The following is a 20,507-nucleotide window of genomic DNA, read 5'->3' on the forward strand; positions in this document are numbered from 1 at the left end:
CTTGCCTGTCTCCTGCTTGCGCTGCCATCAAGCAGCGTCGGAACGGGGTTCCTTCCCCGAACCCTTCCGGTTCTTGTAGAAATCTTCCAACCACTGTTCCGGCGTGAGCTCGTCCACGGTGATCCGATTGCGGACTGCAGCGGTCTGCAACACCCGATGCATGATGTCGATGTTGTCGGTCGAGGCCGAGATCACCGAGAGGATGTCGTCCATGCCACGCAGGTTGAGCTGGCAGACGCTGGACGCATGGCCCTGCTTGACCAGGAAGCAGCGTGAGCGCTCGTCCAGGGCGGTAACTACCCTGAACTCGGCCTCGGTCAGCTTCAGGCCGTCCATGTAATCGCTCTTGCTGGCATTCGGGTTCGGCAGCAGGATCAGCGTGGCGGTCTGTTCGATCAGTGCAGCCGAGATGTCGCTCTTCAGCGCATCTTCCGGGCTCTGCGTTGCGAATATGCCCAGACCGTTCTGCTTACGGATGGTCTTCTGCTTGTTCTTCGCGAATTCCTTCAGGCCACCCTCGCCGTCCAGGATCTTCCAGAATTCGTCCATCACGTAGATCAGCGGACGACCATCGATCAGCGACTCCAGGCGGTGCAGCAGGTAATTGATGACCGGCACGCGCACTTCGGGATTGTCGATGATATCGGTGTAGTCGAAGCCGATGATGTTGGCCTTGCTCAGGTCAACGGTGTCGACCGGATTGTCGAACACCCAGCCCAGCGAGTTGCCCGAGGTCCAGCGGCGCATGCGCGCATAGAGCCCATCGTCGCCCATGTTGGGCAGGCTCTTCTGGAAGTTGGTCATGCTGCGCAGGTGCATGGGCGTATCGAGCATGCTTTCCACTGCGCGGTAGATGTCCTCCTCCTCGCGCGCACTGTACTCACGCTTACCGGCCAGCACCTTGATCAAGTCGGCCAGGAACTGCACGTTGGCTTCATTGTTCTCGCACTGGAACGGGTTGAACCCGGTCGGCGCGCCGTTCTCCAAGGCCAGATAGTTACCACCGCAGGCGCGCACGAAGATCTCCGCACCCCGATCCTTGTCGAAGAAGAAGATGGTCGGTGACGGCTCATACTTCTGCACTTGGCTGAGCAGGAAGTTGATCAGTGCGGTCTTACCTGTACCGGACTTACCAATCACCATGGTGTTGGCGATCGCCTTCTCGCCCAACGAGTTCTCTGACGGATGGGTCGCGTGGAAATTGAAGTAGTACGGCTGGCCGTTGGTGGTCTGCAGCGTGGTGACGCAGTCGCCCCACGGGTTGTTGTGCTGCTTGCCGGTCGCGAAGTTGTGCAGTGGCGACAGGCCCAGGAAGTTCAGCGAGCTGACATTGGCCAGGCGGGTGCGGTAGCGCCAGTTGGCCGGCAGCTGCGAGTAGAAAGACGAGGTAACCGCCAGATCTTCCTTGGTCGACACAAAACCGGCATTGGACAGCTCGGCGCGCGTCGTGGCCACGTTCTGTGACAGCTTGGCCTGGCTGTCGCCGTAGACCGCCATGATGAAGTGATATTCGCCCAGCACGAAATTGCCCGACGAGAGCTGATCCATCGCCTGGTCCAGCTCGACGATCTGGCTGACCGCCTTGTCGCCGGAGGAGATCATCATGCCCTTGGTGCGGTCGAGCACCTTGAGCGCGTCCTGGCGCCCCATCGGGCTGAACGAATGGGTGATGACGTACTCGTAGTCCAGGTACTTCAGGCCGTTGAGGATGCCCGGGTACGTTCCCTCAGCATATTCCTTGATGTTCAGGATGGCGCCGAAGTGGTTGGCACCGTTGGGGGTGTTGATGACGAAGTCACCGGTCTTGGCCGAAAACATGTGCCGGCTCACTGGCAGGTAGTCCTTGATCGGTGCCGACAGCACCGGCACCGGCTCGTCGATGCGATTGATCAGGTAGCCGAACAGCTCTAGCGTTTCAGAGAACACCACGCCGTTCTTTGCCTCGTACATTCCCAGGCGGTACGGCGCATAGTCGCGGATGACGGCCTCGACGTTGCCGGCCAGCTCCATCAACTTTTCTACTGCCTGCTCCTGCTCGGCGCGCAGCTTGTCCACGTTCGCCGACTTCTCGACGAAACGCTTACCCGCCACCACGGGGCGGTAGATCATGGTCAGGTACAGCTCGTTCTGCATGATGCGCTGTGAGGACAACATGCCCATGTACTGATCGGACACATCCTGGTTGAAGCGCTGCTTGTAGTTGCTCTTGCCCTTCAGGGTCCGGCGACGACGGATGTCATGCACCCAGAACGCCACGTTCACGAAGTCGGGTGCACGCAGCGTCTGCAGCAGGCGGTTGAACGTGTTGTGGCGATGCTCAAGCTCCCACTCCTCGCGGCCGACGAACGGCAGCCCTTCCAGATGCCAGGTCAGCAGGTAATCGCCGCCCGTGGTCTTGACCACGTTCGGGGCGACGTGCGACGACAATGGAATGAACTCACTGATGGAGGTGTCAGGGCTGAACATACGACTGCTTCCAAAGAGGTAGTGCCAAGGAGTTACAAAAGACCCGACGGGCGCGGACGCCCGCCAGGCCGGATCCGGACCTCAATCCATTCGGGCCGGCTTGTCGCGGTAATGGTTGGGGTTGAACACCCACATGCCATCGTGTTCCTGCACGTTGCGGACTTTCAGCTTGAACATCAGGCGCAGGCCCAACAGGCGGAAGATCATTTCGTCACGCTTGGCCATCTGCCGCATGATGAAGACCGCCACCGGAATGGTGAGCAGGAACCAGAAGTTCGTGTACATGCTGAGCAGCAGCAACCCGCCTGCCACCATGAAGAATGGCAGGTAGGGCACGCCCAGGAACATTGCTGGGCGCGTGCAGCCGCGGAACACGACGTTCTTATGCACTGTAGTACTGGATCGCGTTGTTGATCAGGTAGTAGGTGCTGCTGCCGCCACCGCACTTGCCGTCGCTGCCGTCACCCAGCAGCATGCGCGCGATCTGGCCCGCAGCGCCGATCAGCACGCCGCCGATCAGGATCGGTGCAACGTCGGCGATGCGCTTGTGCGCGAAGGCGATCTGATAACCGGCGAAGATCACCGCGATGGTGACCACGGCGATCGAGGCGATGTTCAGCAGGCCGTTGATGTTGTTGAAGAAGCCGCACACCTTCTTGTCGGTGCCGCCGAAGTCGACGGCACCGTTGGCGAAGACCTGCGGGGCGAACATGGCGCCGACGAAGATCGTGGCCATCAGCAGGGTCTTCAGCGTGCGCTGGGCCTGGACGAGGTCGAGATTGGATCGCTTCATGGATTGATTTCCTTGTTGATGGACTAACACAACTGAATCGGCCAGCCGGGGGACTGGCCGCACCACGACTTCGTCAGAACACGAAGGCCGCATCCCCTGCGGGAATCTGCTGCACCGGTGCGGCCTGCACCGGTGCGTTGTACGAATTGTCGGCACCCGCCACAGGCTGGTTGCGCTCGCTCCAGGGCCGCAGCATCACGGGCCCCTCATTGCTGGCACCGGCAGCGCCCGGCAACTGCTGCGGCATGGCCATCGCCTGCGCAGCACCCTGCTGAGGCAGCTGCTGCGGCATGCCACCGGCCTGCTGCTGGGGATAGGCGGGCCCTTGGCTGGGCTGCGCCTGGGGCTGCATCATCCTGTCCACTGAACCCAGCACCACCTTGGACAGCGCCTGGTCGGCGAGATTCAGCAGACTGCCCCGCGCCATCGCACCGGTGGACGGGTACACGACATAGGCGCGTGCGGGATCTTCCGACGGCACGTACACCGGGCCATTGGACTGTGCAACGATGCGCGCCTGCGCCGGCGAAGCGAGCTGCGGATGATGCTCGACCTTCACTGCACGGCGCTCACCGCGACTGACCACGTCGATCGGTGCGACACCATTGCTGGCGACCTGCTGGCCGCGGCGGATCGAGTCGTAGATCTTCTGCACGTAGCCGTGACGGAAGCCGGTCTCGAAATTGCCCGAGTAGTAACAGCTGAACGACTTGCCCCAGTCACCACCGGAGCGCTTGTAGCACTCGGCGAGAATGCGCGAACCGGCCTGCAGGTTCGGGCACTGCTGGAAGGCCTTCTCGTAGGAATCCAGCCCGTATTTGCCCAGGTTGTAGCGATTGACCTGGGCCAACCCGATCGAGAAGTTGTAGCCCTTCTCTTCCAGCATGCGCACCGTCGCCAGCGCTTCATCCAACGCCTTGGGCTGACGCACCAGTGCACCGCCGACCACGCCGATGGCATACGGGTTGCGCGACGACTCCACGTTGATGACGTGTTGCATCACGTCCATCGAGACGGCCATTTCCGGGCACGCCATCATTTCCAGTCCTGGCAGCATTGGTCAGCCCTCCTGCCCCTGGGCACGCCCAGGATTGAAGTCGATGCCGGTGATGTAGCGCGAGCCGGCATGCGCCTTGATATGCACGACGATGTCGATGGTCATCATCAACAACCGCTTGATCACGTTGAACTCCAGGCCCGAACCTTCGGCTGAAGCCTTCACCATCAGCGCCAGCTGGTCCCAGGTCTGCTCCGGGCTGCCGGCATGGCAGCTGGTGATCGAGCCCGGGTGGCCGGACGCGCAGTTGCGGATGAAGTAGAACGCTTCGTCACCGCGCAGCTCGGCCAGGATGATGCGTTCGGGCTTCATGCGCAGGCAGGCTTCCATGCAGCTCTTGGCCGTCACATTGCTGGTGCTCTGCCCGCCCTTGGAATACAACAGGTGCACCACGTTGGGCTGGGTCAGAAACAGCTCGCGTGCGTCCTCGATGGTGACCAGGCGCTCGTTGTCCGGAATATGGTTGACCAGCGCCTTCATGAAGGTGGTCTTGCCGCTGCCGGTCGCGCCGGATACCACGATGTTCTTGCGGTACATCACCGCACGCCGGAAGAACTCGGCGTACTCTCGCGAATGACGCAGCTCCAGCAGCTCGCGATCCTGCTCGCTGATGCTGCCATCGCTTTCCAGAATCTGGTTGAAGAAGCCGTCTTCGTGATACTGCGTGAGCGACTTGGTGTGCTTGGAAGGCAAACGGATGGTGATCGACACCTTCCCCGCGTCACAGGCCGGCGGAATCACGAACTGCGCACGCTGGCCGGTGGGGAACGTGAGCGACACCACCGGATCGGCATCAGTGATGCGCTGGCCGGTGTTGCTCTCGTTCACCACTGCCGTGCAGAACTGCCGGGCCCGCTCGAACGTCAGGCTCGGCACGTCCACCCGCTGCCACCCCGCCCGGGTTTCCAGGTACAGCTCGCCGGGACGGTTGATGCAGATTTCCGTCACTTCCGGAGAAGTCATGTACTCGGCGATGCCCAGCACTTCGTACTGATAGCGCAGGAAATCGCTGGAGACGAGGGCGAGGGGGGACACTTCGGCGTCCATGATCGTTCGTTGGGTTACCGGCGGGGGTTCAGCACGTTGGTGAAGTCAACGTCCTTTGCAACGTAGACGTTCACGATCGTGCCCTGGTTGATGGTGACGGTCGGCGGACGACGCTGGCTCAGCGATTCATTGGCCAAGCGCTCCATGGTGCGTGCGGTGGCGCTCTCATAGGGCGACTGGATGGTCATGCCGTTATTCGCCACGGTAGTGGTTTCCGGGCCATGCTCTGCAGCGGCGTACTTGAACGCATCCGCCAGCAGACTGATCATCAGCGCCGAGGCGATACGGCTGCCCCAGTGCGCGCTGTACTGGCCCGGATGCCCGGCGCCGCCCAGCTGATCCACGCCCGGACTGGACATGGCCACGTCGATACCATTCGGCGTAGTGATGCGATCCCAGATCACTTCCACCCGCTTGCCGGTGGGACCGCCGCCATAGGCGCCATAGATCTTGGAGCCCTTCGGCAGCAGAAGATTGCGGCCGTTGATCGAGTACACCGGTTCGGTCAGCAGGCACGAAGTGTAGCCCGCGATATCGGTGATGATGCGGGTTTCCAGCACGCAACGCAGGTAGGTACCCCGCACCAGCAGCGCATCGGGACTGCGGATGTAGCTGGCATTGGACACGTCATCAACATCGGGGCCGCGACGAACCCGGGCCGGCGCTGCATTCTGCTGTCCACCCATCATCTGGGCCTGGAGGCGAAGGGTACGGGTCAGCTCGTCTTCCTGGCCCCCCTGCCCATCACCGCCCGCGCTGTCGCCAGCACCAACGAAGCCGTTCCCCGACGCTCCCATCCGGCGCTCGGCGAGCGTCGGACCCCGCGGGGCTTCGCGCTCGCTCATGCTGAAGGCCGGTTCTGCGCGAGTAGGCCCGGACGGCGGCGGCGGCAGCATCGGAATCGGGTCAACGGGCTGCATCGCCTGAGACGGAACCGGATCCGTCTGCACAGCGTCCGGCAGCGTCGGCGTGGACACACGCGCGACTTCCGGCACCTTCTGTGCAGCGTCCTTGTCATCCTGGCCCTTGCGGAACAGCAGGAAGCCCATGGCCACCAACAGCAACACGATGCCACCGAGGAACAGCAGCGCCTTCCGGTTCAGCCGCTGCTCTTCGGCCGAGCGCAGCTGCGGCGCGGCCGCGTCCAGATCCGGCGCCGGCTCGGCCTGGGCCGTGCCGAAGTAGGGATTCGACGGCGCGTCCGCGGCACCCTGTGCGCCGTACGGGCTCTGGCTCTCGTCGCGTCCATTGTTCGGGTCGTTTCCGGGAGTGTTCTGCTGGCTCATTTCTTCACGTTCCTTCGCAGGCCGACGACGAAGTCGCCGTGGCGGATGACCAGGTACGGGTAGGTCCCGTGCACGATCAGCGTATTGCCTTCAACCGTGGTGTTGACCACGAAGTCTTCACCGTATTCCGTTTCGCGACCAAACACGGCCGGGAAGATGCCGGTCTTGTACTCCGGCGAGTTCGGCAGTTTCAGATAGGTGAAACGGCCATCGTCATAGGCGTTGACCGGGATCAGCCACCCCATCTTCTTCGCCTTGCTGGTCGAATAGGAGTAGTTGAAGTTGTACTGGCGGTCCTTGGCCAGTTCCGAGCTCAACAGCGGTTTGGCCTCTTCCTCCACCGCTTCCTGGGCGACACCGAACACGGTGTCGTTGGGATAGACGAAGGCGATCTTGTACTGCACGCCTGCACGACGGGCCTGCTCCAGCTGGCGCCAGTCGGTGGCCACCACCTTCAGTTCGAAGATGTAGGAATGGGTCTCGGTGCGCACCATCATGTTGGTGTCGACGTCGACGTTCTTCGGCTTGAGGTAGAACACGTTCTCGCGACGGGTCAGTTCCCAGCCGCTGCTGAAGCCGGTGCTGTAGTCGAGGATCTTCTCGTTCGGGCTCAACTCGATCTGGGTGGTCAGGCCCAGGCCGGTGCGAACCGGATAGATGCGGTCCTTCTCGTACTCGTAGTGGTCAACCGCCTGCGCCATCGCCGCTGCCGGGAACAGCAACGACAACATCGACAGCAGCGCCAGCGCGCTTCCCCTGATATTTCGACTACTCATCGGTTGCTTGCTCCATCAGCAGTTCCGGTGGAATTGTTCTGCGCCGGCCTCATGGCCGGCTGTCCGGGCATGGCCTGCCCCGGCATTGCTTGCCCCTGCACCGGCTGACCCGGCATCGGTTGGCCCTGTACAGGCTGTCCCGGCATTGCCTGGCCCGGTACCTGGCCGTTGGCTGGCACCGCGACCGGCTGGCCGGTGGCCGGGTCGATCATGGTGGCTGCGGCCGGATTGTTGGGATCGTAGACACCCTGTGCCTGCTGCGCCGCCTGTGCGGCCTGCTGCGCCTGCGCCTGCATGGCACCGTCATCCGGCACCGGCACGCCACGCGAATAGTCGTTGTCGACGCGGTACTCGGTGACCTGGAAGGCCAGCGGATTGAGGATGCGATCCTGTTCGGACAACGCCAGGTTCTGGTTGTACTCGAAGCGCATCGTCACCAGCTGGTTGTCCAGGTAGGTAGAGACGCCGGTGCGCTTGTCCAGCAGGCTGCGCTGGATGCGCACCGAAGCGCCGCGGAAGCTGCCGTTCGGCTCGGCACCCAGTGGCGTGATGCTGAGGATCTTGACCCGGATGGCGCGCTCGCGACCGTACATCACGAATGGGTTCTGCGGATTGTTGCCGGCATAGCGGACACGCATGGACTGCGCCACCGGATCGGTGGACATCACGAACACCAGTTCCCAGTCACGCAGGCCCATCACCGCCGAGTCATACGATTCGCGCGCGAGCACGTACTGGGCGACGTTGCTGCGATTGATCGCTTCGTTGGTGGTGATCGTCTCGCCCTGGAAGGTGCCACTCAACCGCGCGACGGTCGCCGTACCCGTGTAGGCATCGGCCATCACCAGGAACGGCACCTTTTCCTTCAGCGGCAGCATGTAGTAGTAGCCGCCCGCCAGTGCGAGCGACATCAGCAATGAGCCTGTGGCGACCCACCATGCACGCCGCTCGCTGCGGCGTGCCATGTCGGCCACGGTGATCTCGTAGCTGACCGCCTTGGCGACCGACTGCTCGACCTTGGGGCTATTGCCGGGATCCTTCTTGCGGAACATGGATTCTTCCGTACTGCTGAAACATCAATGGGCGTGGCACCCCTGCGACAGGCGCGGGGAGCGGCACGTTCGATGATTTCGAGGTGGACTCAGGTGCCGCTGTTGGAATCAGCGCCCTGCGCCGACGCGGTCGGCGTCGAGCCAGCGCTCTGCACAACGATCTGGTTGCCAACGATGGAGACCGAGATACCCTGCGCCGAATAGGCCGATGTCAGATCGATCACGGCCTGCTGCGCGTTGGTCGTATCGATCTTCGAGACCGCGCCATACAGGGTGAAATCCGAGCTGAGGCGGTAGTCCAGCGTGCGCCCGGAATCCTTGGCCCAGCGCTCGAGCATGGCTTTGAGCGTGCCATCCATTGGCGAGGCCTGGTAGACGTAGCTGGAGTACAGCGGAATTTCGGTCGTTGTCGCAGCAAAGCGGTTGACCGGCTTCCAGCGGCCTCCGAAATCGGGAGCGGACTTGGTGGCGCAACCGGCCACCATCAACGCCGCCACTGCGGCGATGGACATTTTCGCGATAAACGCCTGATTCATACGGGCTTCACTTTGACGTACGAAAAAGCAGTCCCGAGCATTGGTCCCCTGGTCGTCCGGCGCTGCATCGCGCACGCCGGAATCAGAGGGATGCGCTGCGTGCGGCACACCCACTCCGGCTCCCCTGCAGCCAACGGCTGCCAACCAAGTTGCGGGGCCGCCGGACATAGCCGACAACCCACCCGCATACCTCACCAACGTCGAAACCATCCTTGTTTCCATGGCACAAACTCCTGGCCACCCTACTGCCACATCTTTGACATCCAGCACACATTTCTGGACGACAGACATAGGGTCGCACAACCACGCGTCAATTCCATGTCAGACAAGTCTGAAAATCTATGAACAGATGCCGAATTCTTGACTTACCTCACGTTTTCACTTCAGTGAATATGAATCCAAGTCACAAATTTAGCGTCGTGAATTAGACGTTAAGCATCGGAACATCGACCTTCGGCAGCAGTCTGGACGTGAAATAGCGATCCTTGTAATAGCGGATCTTGTCGCATTTCACCGGATGCGGTATGCCTTCGTAGAGGAACACTTCCTTGTCGGGCCCCATCGCCTTCAGCTCCTGCGGCAGCATCAGTGCACGCCGCTCTTCGGTGAAGTTGTGGGTCTTCTCTCTGGCATGCGTGACGTTCTTCTTGCGCACGGTGGTGTAGCCCAGCATGTCCGAATAGTCGTTGGCATCCTGCTGCTCACGCGGCGCGTACAGGATCTGCAGGGCATGGTTGGTGATGATCGTGCGCGAGACTTCGCGGCCGTATGTGGCATCGAGCTGGGCCATGCTCTGGATGATCGGCAGCAGGCGGATGTTGTAGCCAGCCATGTAGGACACCGCCGAGGCGATGATCTCGACTTTGCCGATCGAGGTGAATTCGTCCATCAGCAGCAGGCACTGGTACTTCAGGTCCGGGTTGGACCTGGGCAGTTCCTTGGTATTGAGGTTGATCAGCTGGCTGAAGAACAGGTTGATGATCAGCCGGCTCTCGGCCAGCTTGTTCGGCTGGATGCCGATGTAGATGGTCATCTTCTTCTTGCGGACGTCGGTCAGCAGGAAATCGTTGCTGCTGGTGGCCTTGTCCAGCACCGGGTTGATCCAGGGGTTCAGCGGCTCCTTGAAGGTGCCCAGGATCGAGGCGAAGGTCTCGTCCGCCTGCGACAGCATGTTGGCGAAGGCCGAACGTGCGTTGGCACTGAGGAACGGCCGCTCCGACAGGGTCTTGAGGTACTTCTTCAGGTCGGTCCCGTCGCCCGAGGACAACCGGTACACCGCGCCGAGCGTGGGCGTGCCGGCGCCCCCCGGGAAACCGCTGCTGCGCTCGTCGTCCCAGTTCTCGAACAGGTACAGGGTGAAGGCCATGAACGCGTTGCGCGCCTGGCTGACCCAGAACTTCTGGTCCTCGGCCCCATCCGGATACAGCATCGCAGCGATGCTCATCAGGTCCGAGACGCGGAACGCCGGATCGTCGGAGACGTAGCTGAGCGGATTCCAGCGATGCGTGCGCCGGTCCTCGGCGAAAGGATTGAACAGGTAGATTTCCTGACCTTGGCTGGCGCGCCAGCCGCTGGTCAGGTCGAAGTTTTCCTGCTTGATGTCCAGCACCACCAGCGATTCGCCGTACTCCAGCAGGTTCGGGATGACCACGCCCACGCCTTTGCCCGAGCGGGTGGGCGCGGCCAGGATGACGAACTGCTGGCCATCCAGGCGCACCAGCTTGCCACCATGGCTGCCGACCACGATGCTCTGGCCGGTCTTCTTGAACATGCCATGCCTGGCCAGGTCGGCGCCGGTGGCAAAGCGTGCATCGCCGTGCAGCGAGCGCTTGTCCTTCTTCAGCAGCAGCACCAGGCCGGTCACCACCAGTACCAGCAGCGGCAGGCCGAAGCCCACGTAGCCGGCCCATCGGATCTTGCCAACGAAGGGCGCGACCTGTGGCTGGTCCAGCGCGTTGAAGTACTGGTAGTAGGTGTTCCAGGTGAACAGCTTGGTATCCAGGCCCAGGAACAGCAGCGTCAGGTAGCCGGAAAACACGAAACCAAGCAGCAGGGTCGCCAGCGTGATGATGGCGATGAGCAGATACTTCTTACTGGGCAACACCCGAATCCTCCATGATGCGCACGAGGGCGCGACGGCCTAACGGCGGCGCCAGCGCGACGCCTTTTTCCGCAGGTGATTTTCGTTCTCCAGCCCGGGCTCTTCGCCCTCTTCACGCACCCGTTGCAACAGCAACTGGCGCGCTTCGGCCAGCGATACCAGGTCGGTCAGACGATCCCCATCGTCGGCGACGACCGCATGGCCGACCACATCGCCCGGAGCGTACACCGGCTCGTGGGACACCGCTACCAGCTGGTAGCGGCCACGGGTTTCCAGCACATGCCTGAATTCCTGCATCGAACTCCTCCTCCTCGGGGCGACGCCGCGCCCCTGCCCAGCCATCATGCCCATCGCAGTGTCATCGCCGCATCGACAACCGCTCCCTGCTTTTGCGCGAAACTGCGCGCCGATATCCAAGGAGACCGATATGGACTGGGTAGCACTTGCCCGCACCCTGGCCACCGAGGCGCACGCCGGCCAGATGGACAAGGCCGGCCAGCCTTACATCGGCCATGTGGCACGGGTGGCGGCTGCGGTGCGCGGCGACGATGACGCCGAAGTAGTGGCGTGGCTGCATGATGTGGCCGAGGACTGCCCGGCGTTTGCCGCACGCATCGAGGCATTCCCCGCCCCGCTGCGCGAGGCGGTGCACCTGCCCAAGCGCGCCGCGGCCCCCGACGCGGACAGCTACTACGCGCGCATTGCCGGCCACCGCTGGCACTGAAGGTGAAGCGGGCCGATCTGGATGACAACGCCGATCCGCAGCGCCTGGCGATGCTCGACGCGGCGACGGCCGGGCGCCTGCGCTGCAAGTGCGCGCACGCCCGGGCAGCGCTGGGCATCTGACCAGGCCGCACGGGCAGCGGGGGGCGGCGTGTCACTGATCGAACGCTGATTTACCTGAGCGCTGCTGCCCTTGTTGCGGTGCAGCAGTACAATGGGGGGCTCCCCCGCCCCGTCGCGCCCCCCGCATGAGCCCCACCTCTTCCCTGGCTGCGCGGCTGACGCCCCGTCAGCGCACCCTGATCATCCTCGCCCTGTCTCTGGGTGGCTTCGCCATCGGGACCAGCGAGTTCGCCAGCATGGGCCTAATGCTGGAGATCAGTCGCGGCTTGTCGATCTCCGAAACGCAGGTCGGTCACCTGATCAGCGCCTATGCCATCGGCGTTGTCGTCGGTGCGCCGATCCTCGCCTTCGTGGGTGCCAGCTTCCCGCGCCGCAAGCTCTTGTTGGCGCTGATGGGCTTCTACGCGGTGGGCAACCTCGCCAGCGCGCTGGCACCCAATTACGGCACCATGCTGGCGGCACGCTTCGTCGCCGGCCTCCCGCATGGCGCCTACTTCGGCGTTGCGATGCTGGTGGCCGCGGCGATCAGCCCTGCCGGCCAGCGCGGCCAGGCGATGTCGCGGGTGCTGCTGGGCCTGTCGATCGCAATCCTGGTCGGCAACCCGCTGACCACCTGGCTGGGCCAGCAGCTGAGCTGGCGCACCGCCTTTGCCCTGGTCAGCGTGCTGGCCATCGCCACCGTGGCGATGATCGCCCGCTTCCTGCTGCCGGATCCGGACGAGGTGCGCACCTCGCCGATGCGCGAACTGCGCGCCTTCAACACGTCCCAGGTGTGGCTGGCGTTGGCAATCGGCGCAGTCGGCTTCGCTGGCATGTTCTGCGTGTTCACTTACCTGGCTCCGACCCTGGTGCAGGTCACCGGCGTGGCCGAATCGTGGATGCCGCTGGCGGTGGGCGTGTTCGGCATCGGCGCGATCATCGGCAACATCGCCGGTGGCTGGCTGGTGGACAGGTTCCACTTCAAGGCCGCCGCCGTGGTCCTGCTGTGGTCGATCCTGATGCTGCTGCTGTATCCGCTGGCCGCGCAGTCCGTGTGGACGATCGGCCCGATGATCATCACCGTCGGCACCATGGGCGCGCTGGCGGCAGTGCTGCAGACCCGCCTGATGGACGTGGCCGGTGAAGCACAGACGCTGGCGGCCGCCTCCAACCACGCCGCGTTCAATACCGCCAATGCGCTCGGCCCCTGGCTGGGCGGCATGGCGATCAGCGCCGGCTTCAGCCCGGCCAGCACCGGCTATGTCGGTGCGGCCACTGCCATTGGCGGCCTGCTGCTGTGGTGCGTGGCGGTGTCACTGGACAGGAAGCGTAAGGCCGCCGTCGCCGGCAGCCACTGAAGAACCGGCATTCACAGGCAAGTGGATGCCAGCGCCTTGACCAGCACGGCGCTTCGTACCGGCAGCACCTGCAATCTGCCGAGGGGTGTTCCACCAAGGATGCTCGACCACGCGCTTCGGGTGCAATGAACACATTTCGTGGATGTGCCTTTGGGCAAAGTGCAGCCGACGCCCCTCGGCCTGCACCGGACCCGCAATGCGCCACCACCGCGTTCCTGCCCACCACGATGCCATTGCCTTGCAGGCCGGCATGCTGGGCAGTGTGCTGGGCGTGGCGCTGTTCAAGGCCATCGCGTTATCTGCATTGGCGGCCGGATCGGTGATGGCCATCGGGCTGTGGCTGGTGGCCTGCGCGCTGCTGGCTGCATGGGCGCTGGCCGCCTATCTGGCGTGCCTGGCGCTGAGCCGGCGTGTGTTCGTGCTGATGCTGGTGCTGTGCACGGTACTGATGATCTGCATCGCCTGATCCGGCAGGGCGGGACTTCTTCTGTCGCCTTCATTGTCCTGCGGGACCCGCTGCAACAAGGGCGTGGAGTGTGATCAAGCGAGCGCGACGGCTGTGAAAAGCCGTGGGACCTGATTGGAAAGGATCCCTGAAAAGGAACCGCTCCCCATTGCCGCGCCTGTCTTGACCGTGTCCATGCATCTGGCTGACTGCGCCATCACGGCCAACGCGCGACGATGCGATCTCCCAACCTCCCTGCCCTGTCGAGATCCAGATGCCGGACACTGCCCATCCTGTCATTCGCGCATTCGAGGCCGTGTTCGATCTGTCCGGCGGCGTGCAGCGCATCACTGCGCTCACTGTTACCTGCCGGCATTGCTCCTCGACCAGTTCGGCCAGCGAAGACAATCTGGTTCACCTTCCGGGTGGAGCACTGTTCCGCTGCGACGAGTGCGGCTGCCACCAACCGGTCAGCCACGCCAGGCTGTCGGATTGGCAACCGACCTCGTTGCTGGGCATCTGAGGGCCGGCTCATGGGCATGACGGCGCAACAGCGGGAGATCCTGGAGGCAATCGCCGCTGCGCAACCGGTGCGCGGCGACGCGGCGACGTGGGCAGTCAACGCGGGTTTGGCGGTACAGGCGGAAGACGGGGATATCGATCTCACCGACGCCGGCCGCGACGCCCTCGCCGCGCGGACCGCACGTGAGGACTAGACGCGGCGATCAAGCCGCCTTCGCGACCTTCCGCCAGGGGCAGAGTCCGCGGGCGTAGTGAGCAGCGCGCGGCGGTCCCGATCGCGGCAACCTGCAGGACAGAGGTGCAACGCTGCCCCGTCAACCGAAGTGGTGATGCCCTTCATGCCGGTGATGTGCAGGGCGCCATGACATCCACTCGGCTATGCTGCGCCACCTTCCTGCGCCAATGGCGGCCATGCATCCTTTTCCCCTGCCCGTCTCGGCGCCTGAGCAGCTCGCCTACCGACTGCTGCAGGACAGCGACTGGGCCCGCTCGGCCAATGCTGCCAGCGCCCCCGCCGAGCTTCGCACGTTGCTGGCAATGATCCTGGATTCGCCCGAACCCCTGTGGCTCGCCTGGGGCAAGGAAGACAAGGCCTTCTTCTTCAATGATGCCTACCTGCCGATGCTGGGGGAAAAGCTGCACGGCGCGATGGGCAATCGCCTGGAGGATGTCTGGGCCGACGTATGGCCGGACGTGGTGCAGGCGGTCAACGATGCCTTTGCCGGCACCAGCCGCAGCTTCAAGAACCTGCCCCTGATGATGGACCGCGACGGCACGCTGCGCGAAACGTTCTGGACGTTCTCCTATTCGCCGCTGCGCGTCGGCTGTGGCAGTGTGGCGGGCATCCTGTGCGTGGTGAGCGAGCAGACCGAACGGGTGATCGAGCGCGACCTGCACAGCCGCCAGGTCGCGGCGATCACCGAGCAGGCGCGGGAGGCCCACCTGGAACTGGTCCGCGCCCGCGAGCAGCTGCGGCAATCGCAGAAGCTGGAAGCGATCGGCCAGCTCACCGGCGGGGTGGCCCACGACTTCAACAACCTGCTGCAGGTCATCACCGGTTCGGTGGACATGCTCCTGCACACGTGGCCGGCAGACGACTCCCGGCGCCGGTACATCCAGGCCATTGCAACAGCGTCGGACCGCGCCACCAAGCTGACCGCGCAGCTGCTGGCCTTCTCGCGTCGCCAGAGCCTATCGCCGGAGGTCTTCGATCTCTGCGAAAGCGTGCACGCGCTCTCGGACATCATCACCACGGTTCTGGGCGCGCGCATCCAGGTGTCGTTGACGTTGCCCGGTACGCCGCTGCCGGTGCTGCTGGACCGCACCCAGCTGGACACCGCATTGATCAACATCGCGGTCAATGCCCGCGATGCGATCGACGGGCACGGCAGGGTGACCATCGAAGTGGAGCAGGTCACTGCGGTGCCTTCGGTGCGCTTCGCCGCCCCGATGAAGGGCGACTTTGCTGCCATCAGTGTCACCGATACCGGCGCAGGCATCGACCCTGCAGTGGTCGACCGCATCTTCGAGCCCTTCTTCACCACCAAGAGCGTCGGTGCCGGGACCGGGCTCGGTCTCAGCCAGGTGTTCGGTTTCGTCAAGCAGTCAGAAGGCGAAGTGGACGTGCAGAGCCAGGCCGGCGCCGGGACCCGCTTCACGCTGTACCTGCCGTTGGCGCAGGCACGAAAAACGACGGAACGGCCGGCGGCGCAACCGGGCCTGCAGCATGGTCATGGCGTCTGCGTGCTGGTGGTGGAAGACAACGTCGACGTGGCCGAATTTGCGGTCGGCGCCCTGCGCGAGCTCGAGTACAGCGTGGTCCTTGCGCGTAATGCGGACGAGGCCCTGGCCGAGCTGGAACGGGATGCCTCGCGCTTCCACGTGGTGTTCAGCGACGTCGTGATGCCGGGCATGAACGGCCTGGATCTGGCCCGCACCATCCGCGACCGCCTGCCAGAGCTCCCCGTCATCCTCACCAGCGGCTACAGCGAGTTGCTTGCCCGGGATCCGGGCCACGGCTTTACCCTGCTGCGCAAGCCTTACTCGTTGAAGCAGCTGGCCTCGGTAATGACCGAGGCCGCGCGCCGCGCGCAGGCCGTGGTGGCATCGCCCTAGCGGGCGCGTTGCTGAAGCAAACCGAATCCGCGTTCCAGTGAGGAGTCCAGCGCGGACGCTTTGCCGCCGACCTCGCACCGCTGATGGCACGTGCGGGGCCGCACCGGTGTGCGGGTGGCTTTGCCGGGCACACCGTACACCCACCCGAGCCTGCGTCCACAGCGCACCAGGGGGGATGGGCCACGAACCTTTGCAAATGCTAATCTTTCTCATTTGCAGCCCATCCTGACTCCCTCATGCCCCTTCCCGCCCTTCTGAAGAACGCGCTCTGCGCGGCGCTGTCACTTTCCCTGGCGACGCCTGCATTGGCCTCCCAAGCCCCAGCCGACGCCCCGAAGGATCTGGACAAGGTCGAAGTCCGCGGCCGCGCGCAGACGCTATACCGCGCCAACGATGCCGCTGTCGGCACTCGCACTGACACGCCTCTGGAACTGGTCCCTCAGTCGATCCAGGTCGTGCCGCGCGAGCTGATCGACGACCAGGCCGCGCGTCAGGTCACCGACCTGTATCGCAGCATCAGCGGCATCAGCTTCTTCAGCTATGCCGGCGTTACCTTGCGCGGTTTCCGCCAGGAAAACGTGCTCTACGACGGTCTGCGCGGTGATCCCTATGCAGGCTTCTCGGTACCGCAGCTGTTCAACATCGAACGCGTGGAAGTGCTGAAGGGTCCGGCCGGTGCGCTGTACGGCGGTGGTGACGCGGGCGGTGTCATCAACTATGTGACGCGCAAGCCCAAGGCGCGCGCCGAACACCGCATCGAGCTGCAGGCAGGCGACAAGGACTTCCGCGCCGGGTCGATCGAAGGCACCGGCCCCTTGAATGCCAGCGGCAGCATTCGCTATCGCGCCGGCCTCTATGCCGACAGCGAGCAGGGCGTACGCTGGAATGCCGACAGCGAAAGCGTGATCGGCGACGCCTCGCTGGCCTTCGACGTTGGCCAGACCGGCGAGCTGGTGCTGCAGTTCACCGACATCACCCAGAACCTGGGCGGCAACCGGCTCCGGGGCGTCCCAGTGAACGATGCCGGCACCTTCCTGACCGACCGGCGATGGAACCACAACGAGGCCAGTGATTTCCTCGACATGCGCGCCAGGGTGGCGCTGGCGCAGTATCGCTTCGCACCGCTCGATACGCTGGACGTGGATATTGCTGCGCGCTGGTTCAGCAACAACGAGCACCAGATGTACCACGAACCGATGGGGCTGATCGACCGTGACCGCGATGGCGTGGCCGAGTGGATGACGCGCCAGCTGCGCAACCAGATCCGCGACAACGAGGCGTTCACCGCCAGCGGCAATGCCGTATGGCGGATCAACACCGGCCGTATCGAACACAAGGTGCTGTTCGGCGCCGACGTCTACCAGCTCGACGCCGACTTCACCGCGCAGACCGCCAACAGTGCCGACCTGGCACGCGGCGCCGGTCCGGTGCGCGGCATCGATCTGTTCAACCCGGTCTATGGCGCCAGCACCTGGCACGACTACAACCTGGTCGCCCTGCCCTGGCGCAGCACCGCCACCCGCAGCAAGCGTTACGGTGGCTATCTGCAGGATGAGCTGGCACTGGGCACGCGTTGGCATGTGCTGGCCGGACTGCGTTGGGATGGTTTCCAGGACGACGATCGCATCACTGGCGGCAGCGTGGATGGCAACGACCTCAGCTGGCGGCTGGGCAGTACCTTTACCGTCCGGGACGGCGTGAACCTGTATGCCAACATCGCCAGCGGGTTCGTGCCGCAGAGTGCCGCCAACCAGAATCCGGCAGCCGGTGGGCCCTTCGACGCTGAGCGCAGCAGGCAATGGGAAATCGGCCTGAAATCCCTGCTGGCCGACCGTGTGACCCTGAACATGGCGGCCTACCGCATCGACCGCAGCAAGATCGTGCAGGCCACCGGCGAAGTGCGGGACGGCGTGAACCAGCTGGCCGCGCTGGGCCTGGTACGCAGCACGGGCATGGAACTGGACCTGCTGGCCGACGTGACCGAGCGCTGGGTGGTGAACCTGACCTACGCCTACAACGACGCACGGGTGAAGGATGCCGGCCCGAACGGCATCACCAATGCCTCCGGAGACCGCTTCGCGAATGCGCCACGCAACAAGCTCGGCCTGTGGACGCGCTACGACCTGCCGTCGATCAATTCGGCCATTGGCTTCGGCGCCGACCATGTGGGCCAGCGTGTCAGCCTGGATGGGCAGACGGTCAAGGCTTACACGGCGTTCGACATGAGCTGGAAGACCACGTGGAAGCAGTGGCAGTTCCAGGCCAACGTCAAGAACCTGTTCGACAAGGTGTACGCGGCCAGCGGCTTCATCGAGCGCAACGGGCATTTCCCGGGCGAGCCGCGACGGGTGTATGTGCAGGCGGCCTACCGCTTCTGAGCCATTGATCCGGTCCCCCTTTTGGGAATTCAGGCGAGCCGCGGGCGGGCCGCGCATGCGCCCCCGATTCAGGTATGCTTTCGCGCGTTCAGCCACACCAGCAGGTCGCCGGCGGCAAAGCACGCGGTGCAGCACGGACGTTGCGGACGAGCACGACACACACCATGGATGTTTCAGCGTAACCACAGGGGAAAATGGATGAAGAAGTTTCTGTTCGCAGCGATCCTCGCTGTGTCGCTGGTGGGCTGCACCACCAATCCGCCGCTCAATTTCTCGGTGCCGAACGTCGGGGTCAGCAGCAAGAAGATCGACGGTGAGCTGAAGTCGCTGACGGTCACACTGGCACGCCCGGACGAGGCCAAAGGCAAGATCCCGGCGCAGGCCCAGCACGAAGTGCCGCAGATGTGGCAGAACGCGCTGACCGAAGCACTGAACAAGATGGCGGTGTTCCGCGACGATGCACCGGTGAAGCTGAGCCTGTCGGTGAAGATCCTGGCCATTGACATTCCCAGTTTCGGGGCATCGATGACCACAAAGACGATCGCCCGTTATGAGCTGATCGATCGTGCCACCGGCAGCATCGTCTACACCCAGGACGTCAGCGCTTCCGGCGAGGTGCCGTTCAACTATGCATTTGCCGGTGTCATTCGCGCTCGCGAATCCATCAGCCGCTCGGCGCAGAACAACATCGCCCAGTTCCTGCAGGCGCTGGAGACCGTGGACATCACCAAGCCGATGTTCCCCAACAAGCAGGAAGCGCCGTGAGACGCCCGTTGCTGACCGCTTCGGTGGCGGCAATGCTGACGGCCTGCGCACCCAACGTGCGCACCGACAGTTACTCCATCGGCTCGGTGGGACAGGTCAACCGCACGGTGGGCGGTACGGTCATCAGCGTTCGCGCGGTCAGTATCGACGGTTCGCAGGGAGGCGGAGCCGTTGCCGGCGCTGCGGCTGGCGGGGTGGCCGGCTCCACCATCGGCGGCAGCGACCAGGCAGCGGCCATCGGCGCCATTGGCGGCCTGGTGGCAGGCGCGATTGCCGGTGCGGCCTCTGAACGCGCACTCTCCCAGGCCAAGGGCCTGGAGTACGTGGTGCAGACGGAGAACGGCAATCTGATGACCGTTGTGCAGGGCCCGGACCCGGTGTTCAGCACCGGCACGCGGGTCTTGGTGCTGTATGGATCCCCCTCGCGGATCATTGCCGATCCGCGTCAACCGAAAGCTGCTCCGTAGTACCCGTGGTGCCCCTCCTGCCAGGGGCATCGCTCCAGCCGCTACGGGTGGTGTCATTCAACCCATCCGTATTGCGTGTAAGCGCGAGCGCATCCGGCCGGAATGCGCCGCCGCAGTGGAACCGGAAGTGTCTTCAACCCTGGCAATCGCCTTCCGTACTTCCATGGCCGCGATAGGTTTCTCCCCACTCGCGCATGGCCAGCAGCACCGGCACCAGCGTGCGGCCGAACTCGGACAGCTCGTATTCCACCTTCGGCGGCACTTCCGGGTATACGTGGCGGATCACAACGCCATCTGCTTCCAGTTCACGCAGCTGACTGGTGAGCATGGACTGGGTGGCATTGGGCACCCGCCGGGTCAGCTCCATGAAACGCCGCTTGCCGGTCATCAGGTGAAACAGAATGATCGGCTTCCACACGCCACCGATGACCGACAGCGTGACTTCCACCGCGCAACCACTCTTGCCGTCCCACCGTTTGCTACGCATGCATACTCCGGAAAACCATAGTACCTACGGA

20 protein-coding genes and 1 pseudogene are annotated in these 20,507 nt (G+C 63.8%); 9 read left to right on the plus strand and 12 right to left on the minus strand.

Translation table 11 applies throughout. From position 1 onward, the window contains the following. Positions 1–27: 27 nt before the first annotated feature. The 11 genes and pseudogenes from ACTXG9_RS07885 to ACTXG9_RS07935 all read right to left on the minus strand — a co-directional run bounded on the left by ACTXG9_RS07885 (position 28) and on the right by ACTXG9_RS07935 (position 11,411). A complete protein-coding gene (locus tag ACTXG9_RS07885; protein WP_111098163.1) occupies positions 28–2,466 on the minus strand; it encodes a VirB4 family type IV secretion/conjugal transfer ATPase in 2,439 nt (812 codons plus the stop codon). 81 nt (positions 2,467–2,547) lie between these two features. Then, on the minus strand, positions 2,548–2,856 hold the full coding sequence (locus tag ACTXG9_RS07890; protein WP_019660289.1) for a type IV secretion system protein VirB3: 309 nt from the start codon (positions 2,854–2,856) through the stop codon (positions 2,548–2,550). Continuing rightward, complete coding sequence (locus ACTXG9_RS07895) at positions 2,849–3,259, minus strand: TrbC/VirB2 family protein (RefSeq protein WP_019660290.1); 411 nt, start codon at positions 3,257–3,259, stop codon at positions 2,849–2,851. Before ACTXG9_RS07895 ends, ACTXG9_RS07890 begins: the two co-directional genes overlap by 8 nt. A 579-nt stretch (positions 3,260–3,838) precedes the next feature. After that, positions 3,839–4,316: pseudogene (locus ACTXG9_RS07900) on the minus strand (lytic transglycosylase domain-containing protein); the annotation flags it as partial. 3 nt (positions 4,317–4,319) lie between these two features. Then, the gene (gene virB11 / locus ACTXG9_RS07905) at positions 4,320–5,363 is read right to left on the minus strand and encodes a P-type DNA transfer ATPase VirB11 (RefSeq protein ID WP_021202793.1); all 1,044 of its coding nucleotides are present in this window, start codon (positions 5,361–5,363) and stop codon (positions 4,320–4,322) included. Between the two features lie 14 nt (positions 5,364–5,377). Next, complete coding sequence (locus ACTXG9_RS07910; protein ID WP_019660293.1) at positions 5,378–6,649, minus strand: TrbI/VirB10 family protein; 1,272 nt, start codon at positions 6,647–6,649, stop codon at positions 5,378–5,380. Beyond that, entirely contained in the window at positions 6,646–7,425 is a 780-nt protein-coding gene (locus ACTXG9_RS07915; RefSeq protein ID WP_019660294.1) for a TrbG/VirB9 family P-type conjugative transfer protein, read from the minus strand. Before ACTXG9_RS07915 ends, ACTXG9_RS07910 begins: the two co-directional genes overlap by 4 nt. Then, the gene (locus ACTXG9_RS07920) at positions 7,422–8,477 is read right to left on the minus strand and encodes a virB8 family protein (RefSeq protein WP_019660295.1); all 1,056 of its coding nucleotides are present in this window, start codon (positions 8,475–8,477) and stop codon (positions 7,422–7,424) included. Before ACTXG9_RS07920 ends, ACTXG9_RS07915 begins: the two co-directional genes overlap by 4 nt. An 89-nt stretch (positions 8,478–8,566) precedes the next feature. Continuing rightward, the gene (locus ACTXG9_RS07925) at positions 8,567–9,013 is read right to left on the minus strand and encodes a hypothetical protein (protein ID WP_021202791.1); all 447 of its coding nucleotides are present in this window, start codon (positions 9,011–9,013) and stop codon (positions 8,567–8,569) included. A gap of 424 nt (positions 9,014–9,437) precedes the next feature. Continuing rightward, complete coding sequence (locus ACTXG9_RS07930) at positions 9,438–11,117, minus strand: type IV secretory system conjugative DNA transfer family protein (protein ID WP_019660297.1); 1,680 nt, start codon at positions 11,115–11,117, stop codon at positions 9,438–9,440. Positions 11,118–11,153: 36 nt separating this feature from the next. Beyond that, positions 11,154–11,411 (minus strand): hypothetical protein, encoded by a 258-nt coding sequence (locus tag ACTXG9_RS07935; RefSeq protein WP_019660298.1) that lies wholly within the window; start codon positions 11,409–11,411, stop codon positions 11,154–11,156. Positions 11,412–11,541: 130 nt separating this feature from the next. On the opposite strand from ACTXG9_RS07935, the gene ACTXG9_RS07940 reads away from it, so the two are divergent. From ACTXG9_RS07940 to ACTXG9_RS07980, 9 genes are all read left to right on the plus strand, one after another. Further along, the gene (locus ACTXG9_RS07940; protein ID WP_456115677.1) at positions 11,542–11,838 is read left to right on the plus strand and encodes a hypothetical protein; all 297 of its coding nucleotides are present in this window, start codon (positions 11,542–11,544) and stop codon (positions 11,836–11,838) included. A 247-nt stretch (positions 11,839–12,085) separates the two neighbouring features. Beyond that, positions 12,086–13,297 carry an MFS transporter gene (locus ACTXG9_RS07945; protein WP_019660299.1) on the plus strand — a complete coding sequence of 404 codons (1,212 nt, stop codon included), beginning with the start codon at positions 12,086–12,088 and terminating at the stop codon, positions 13,295–13,297. A 196-nt stretch (positions 13,298–13,493) separates the two neighbouring features. Continuing rightward, entirely contained in the window at positions 13,494–13,763 is a 270-nt protein-coding gene (locus ACTXG9_RS07950; RefSeq protein WP_019660300.1) for a hypothetical protein, read from the plus strand. Between the two features lie 253 nt (positions 13,764–14,016). Then, positions 14,017–14,265: a hypothetical protein gene (locus tag ACTXG9_RS07955; RefSeq protein WP_019660301.1), complete on the plus strand. Its 249-nt coding sequence runs from the start codon at positions 14,017–14,019 to the stop codon at positions 14,263–14,265. 10 nt (positions 14,266–14,275) lie between these two features. Continuing rightward, positions 14,276–14,458 (plus strand): hypothetical protein, encoded by a 183-nt coding sequence (locus ACTXG9_RS07960; RefSeq protein WP_058981376.1) that lies wholly within the window; start codon positions 14,276–14,278, stop codon positions 14,456–14,458. 217 nt (positions 14,459–14,675) lie between these two features. Next, positions 14,676–16,379 (plus strand): hybrid sensor histidine kinase/response regulator, encoded by a 1,704-nt coding sequence (locus ACTXG9_RS07965; RefSeq protein ID WP_031269820.1) that lies wholly within the window; start codon positions 14,676–14,678, stop codon positions 16,377–16,379. Between the two features lie 236 nt (positions 16,380–16,615). After that, positions 16,616–18,757 carry a TonB-dependent siderophore receptor gene (locus ACTXG9_RS07970; RefSeq protein ID WP_288037827.1) on the plus strand — a complete coding sequence of 714 codons (2,142 nt, stop codon included), beginning with the start codon at positions 16,616–16,618 and terminating at the stop codon, positions 18,755–18,757. Positions 18,758–18,955: 198 nt separating this feature from the next. Continuing rightward, a complete protein-coding gene (locus ACTXG9_RS07975) occupies positions 18,956–19,522 on the plus strand; it encodes a putative periplasmic lipoprotein (RefSeq protein WP_019660305.1) in 567 nt (188 codons plus the stop codon). Then, positions 19,519–19,989 carry an outer membrane lipoprotein gene (locus tag ACTXG9_RS07980; RefSeq protein WP_251101753.1) on the plus strand — a complete coding sequence of 157 codons (471 nt, stop codon included), beginning with the start codon at positions 19,519–19,521 and terminating at the stop codon, positions 19,987–19,989. Before ACTXG9_RS07975 ends, ACTXG9_RS07980 begins: the two co-directional genes overlap by 4 nt. A gap of 133 nt (positions 19,990–20,122) precedes the next feature. Here the strand turns inward: ACTXG9_RS07980 and ACTXG9_RS07985 are convergent, their stop codons facing one another. After that, a complete protein-coding gene (locus tag ACTXG9_RS07985) occupies positions 20,123–20,476 on the minus strand; it encodes a winged helix-turn-helix transcriptional regulator (RefSeq protein ID WP_019660307.1) in 354 nt (117 codons plus the stop codon). Positions 20,477–20,507: the final 31 nt, after the last annotated feature.

The sequence above is a fragment of the Stenotrophomonas maltophilia group sp. LNF247 genome, assembly GCF_054083135.1.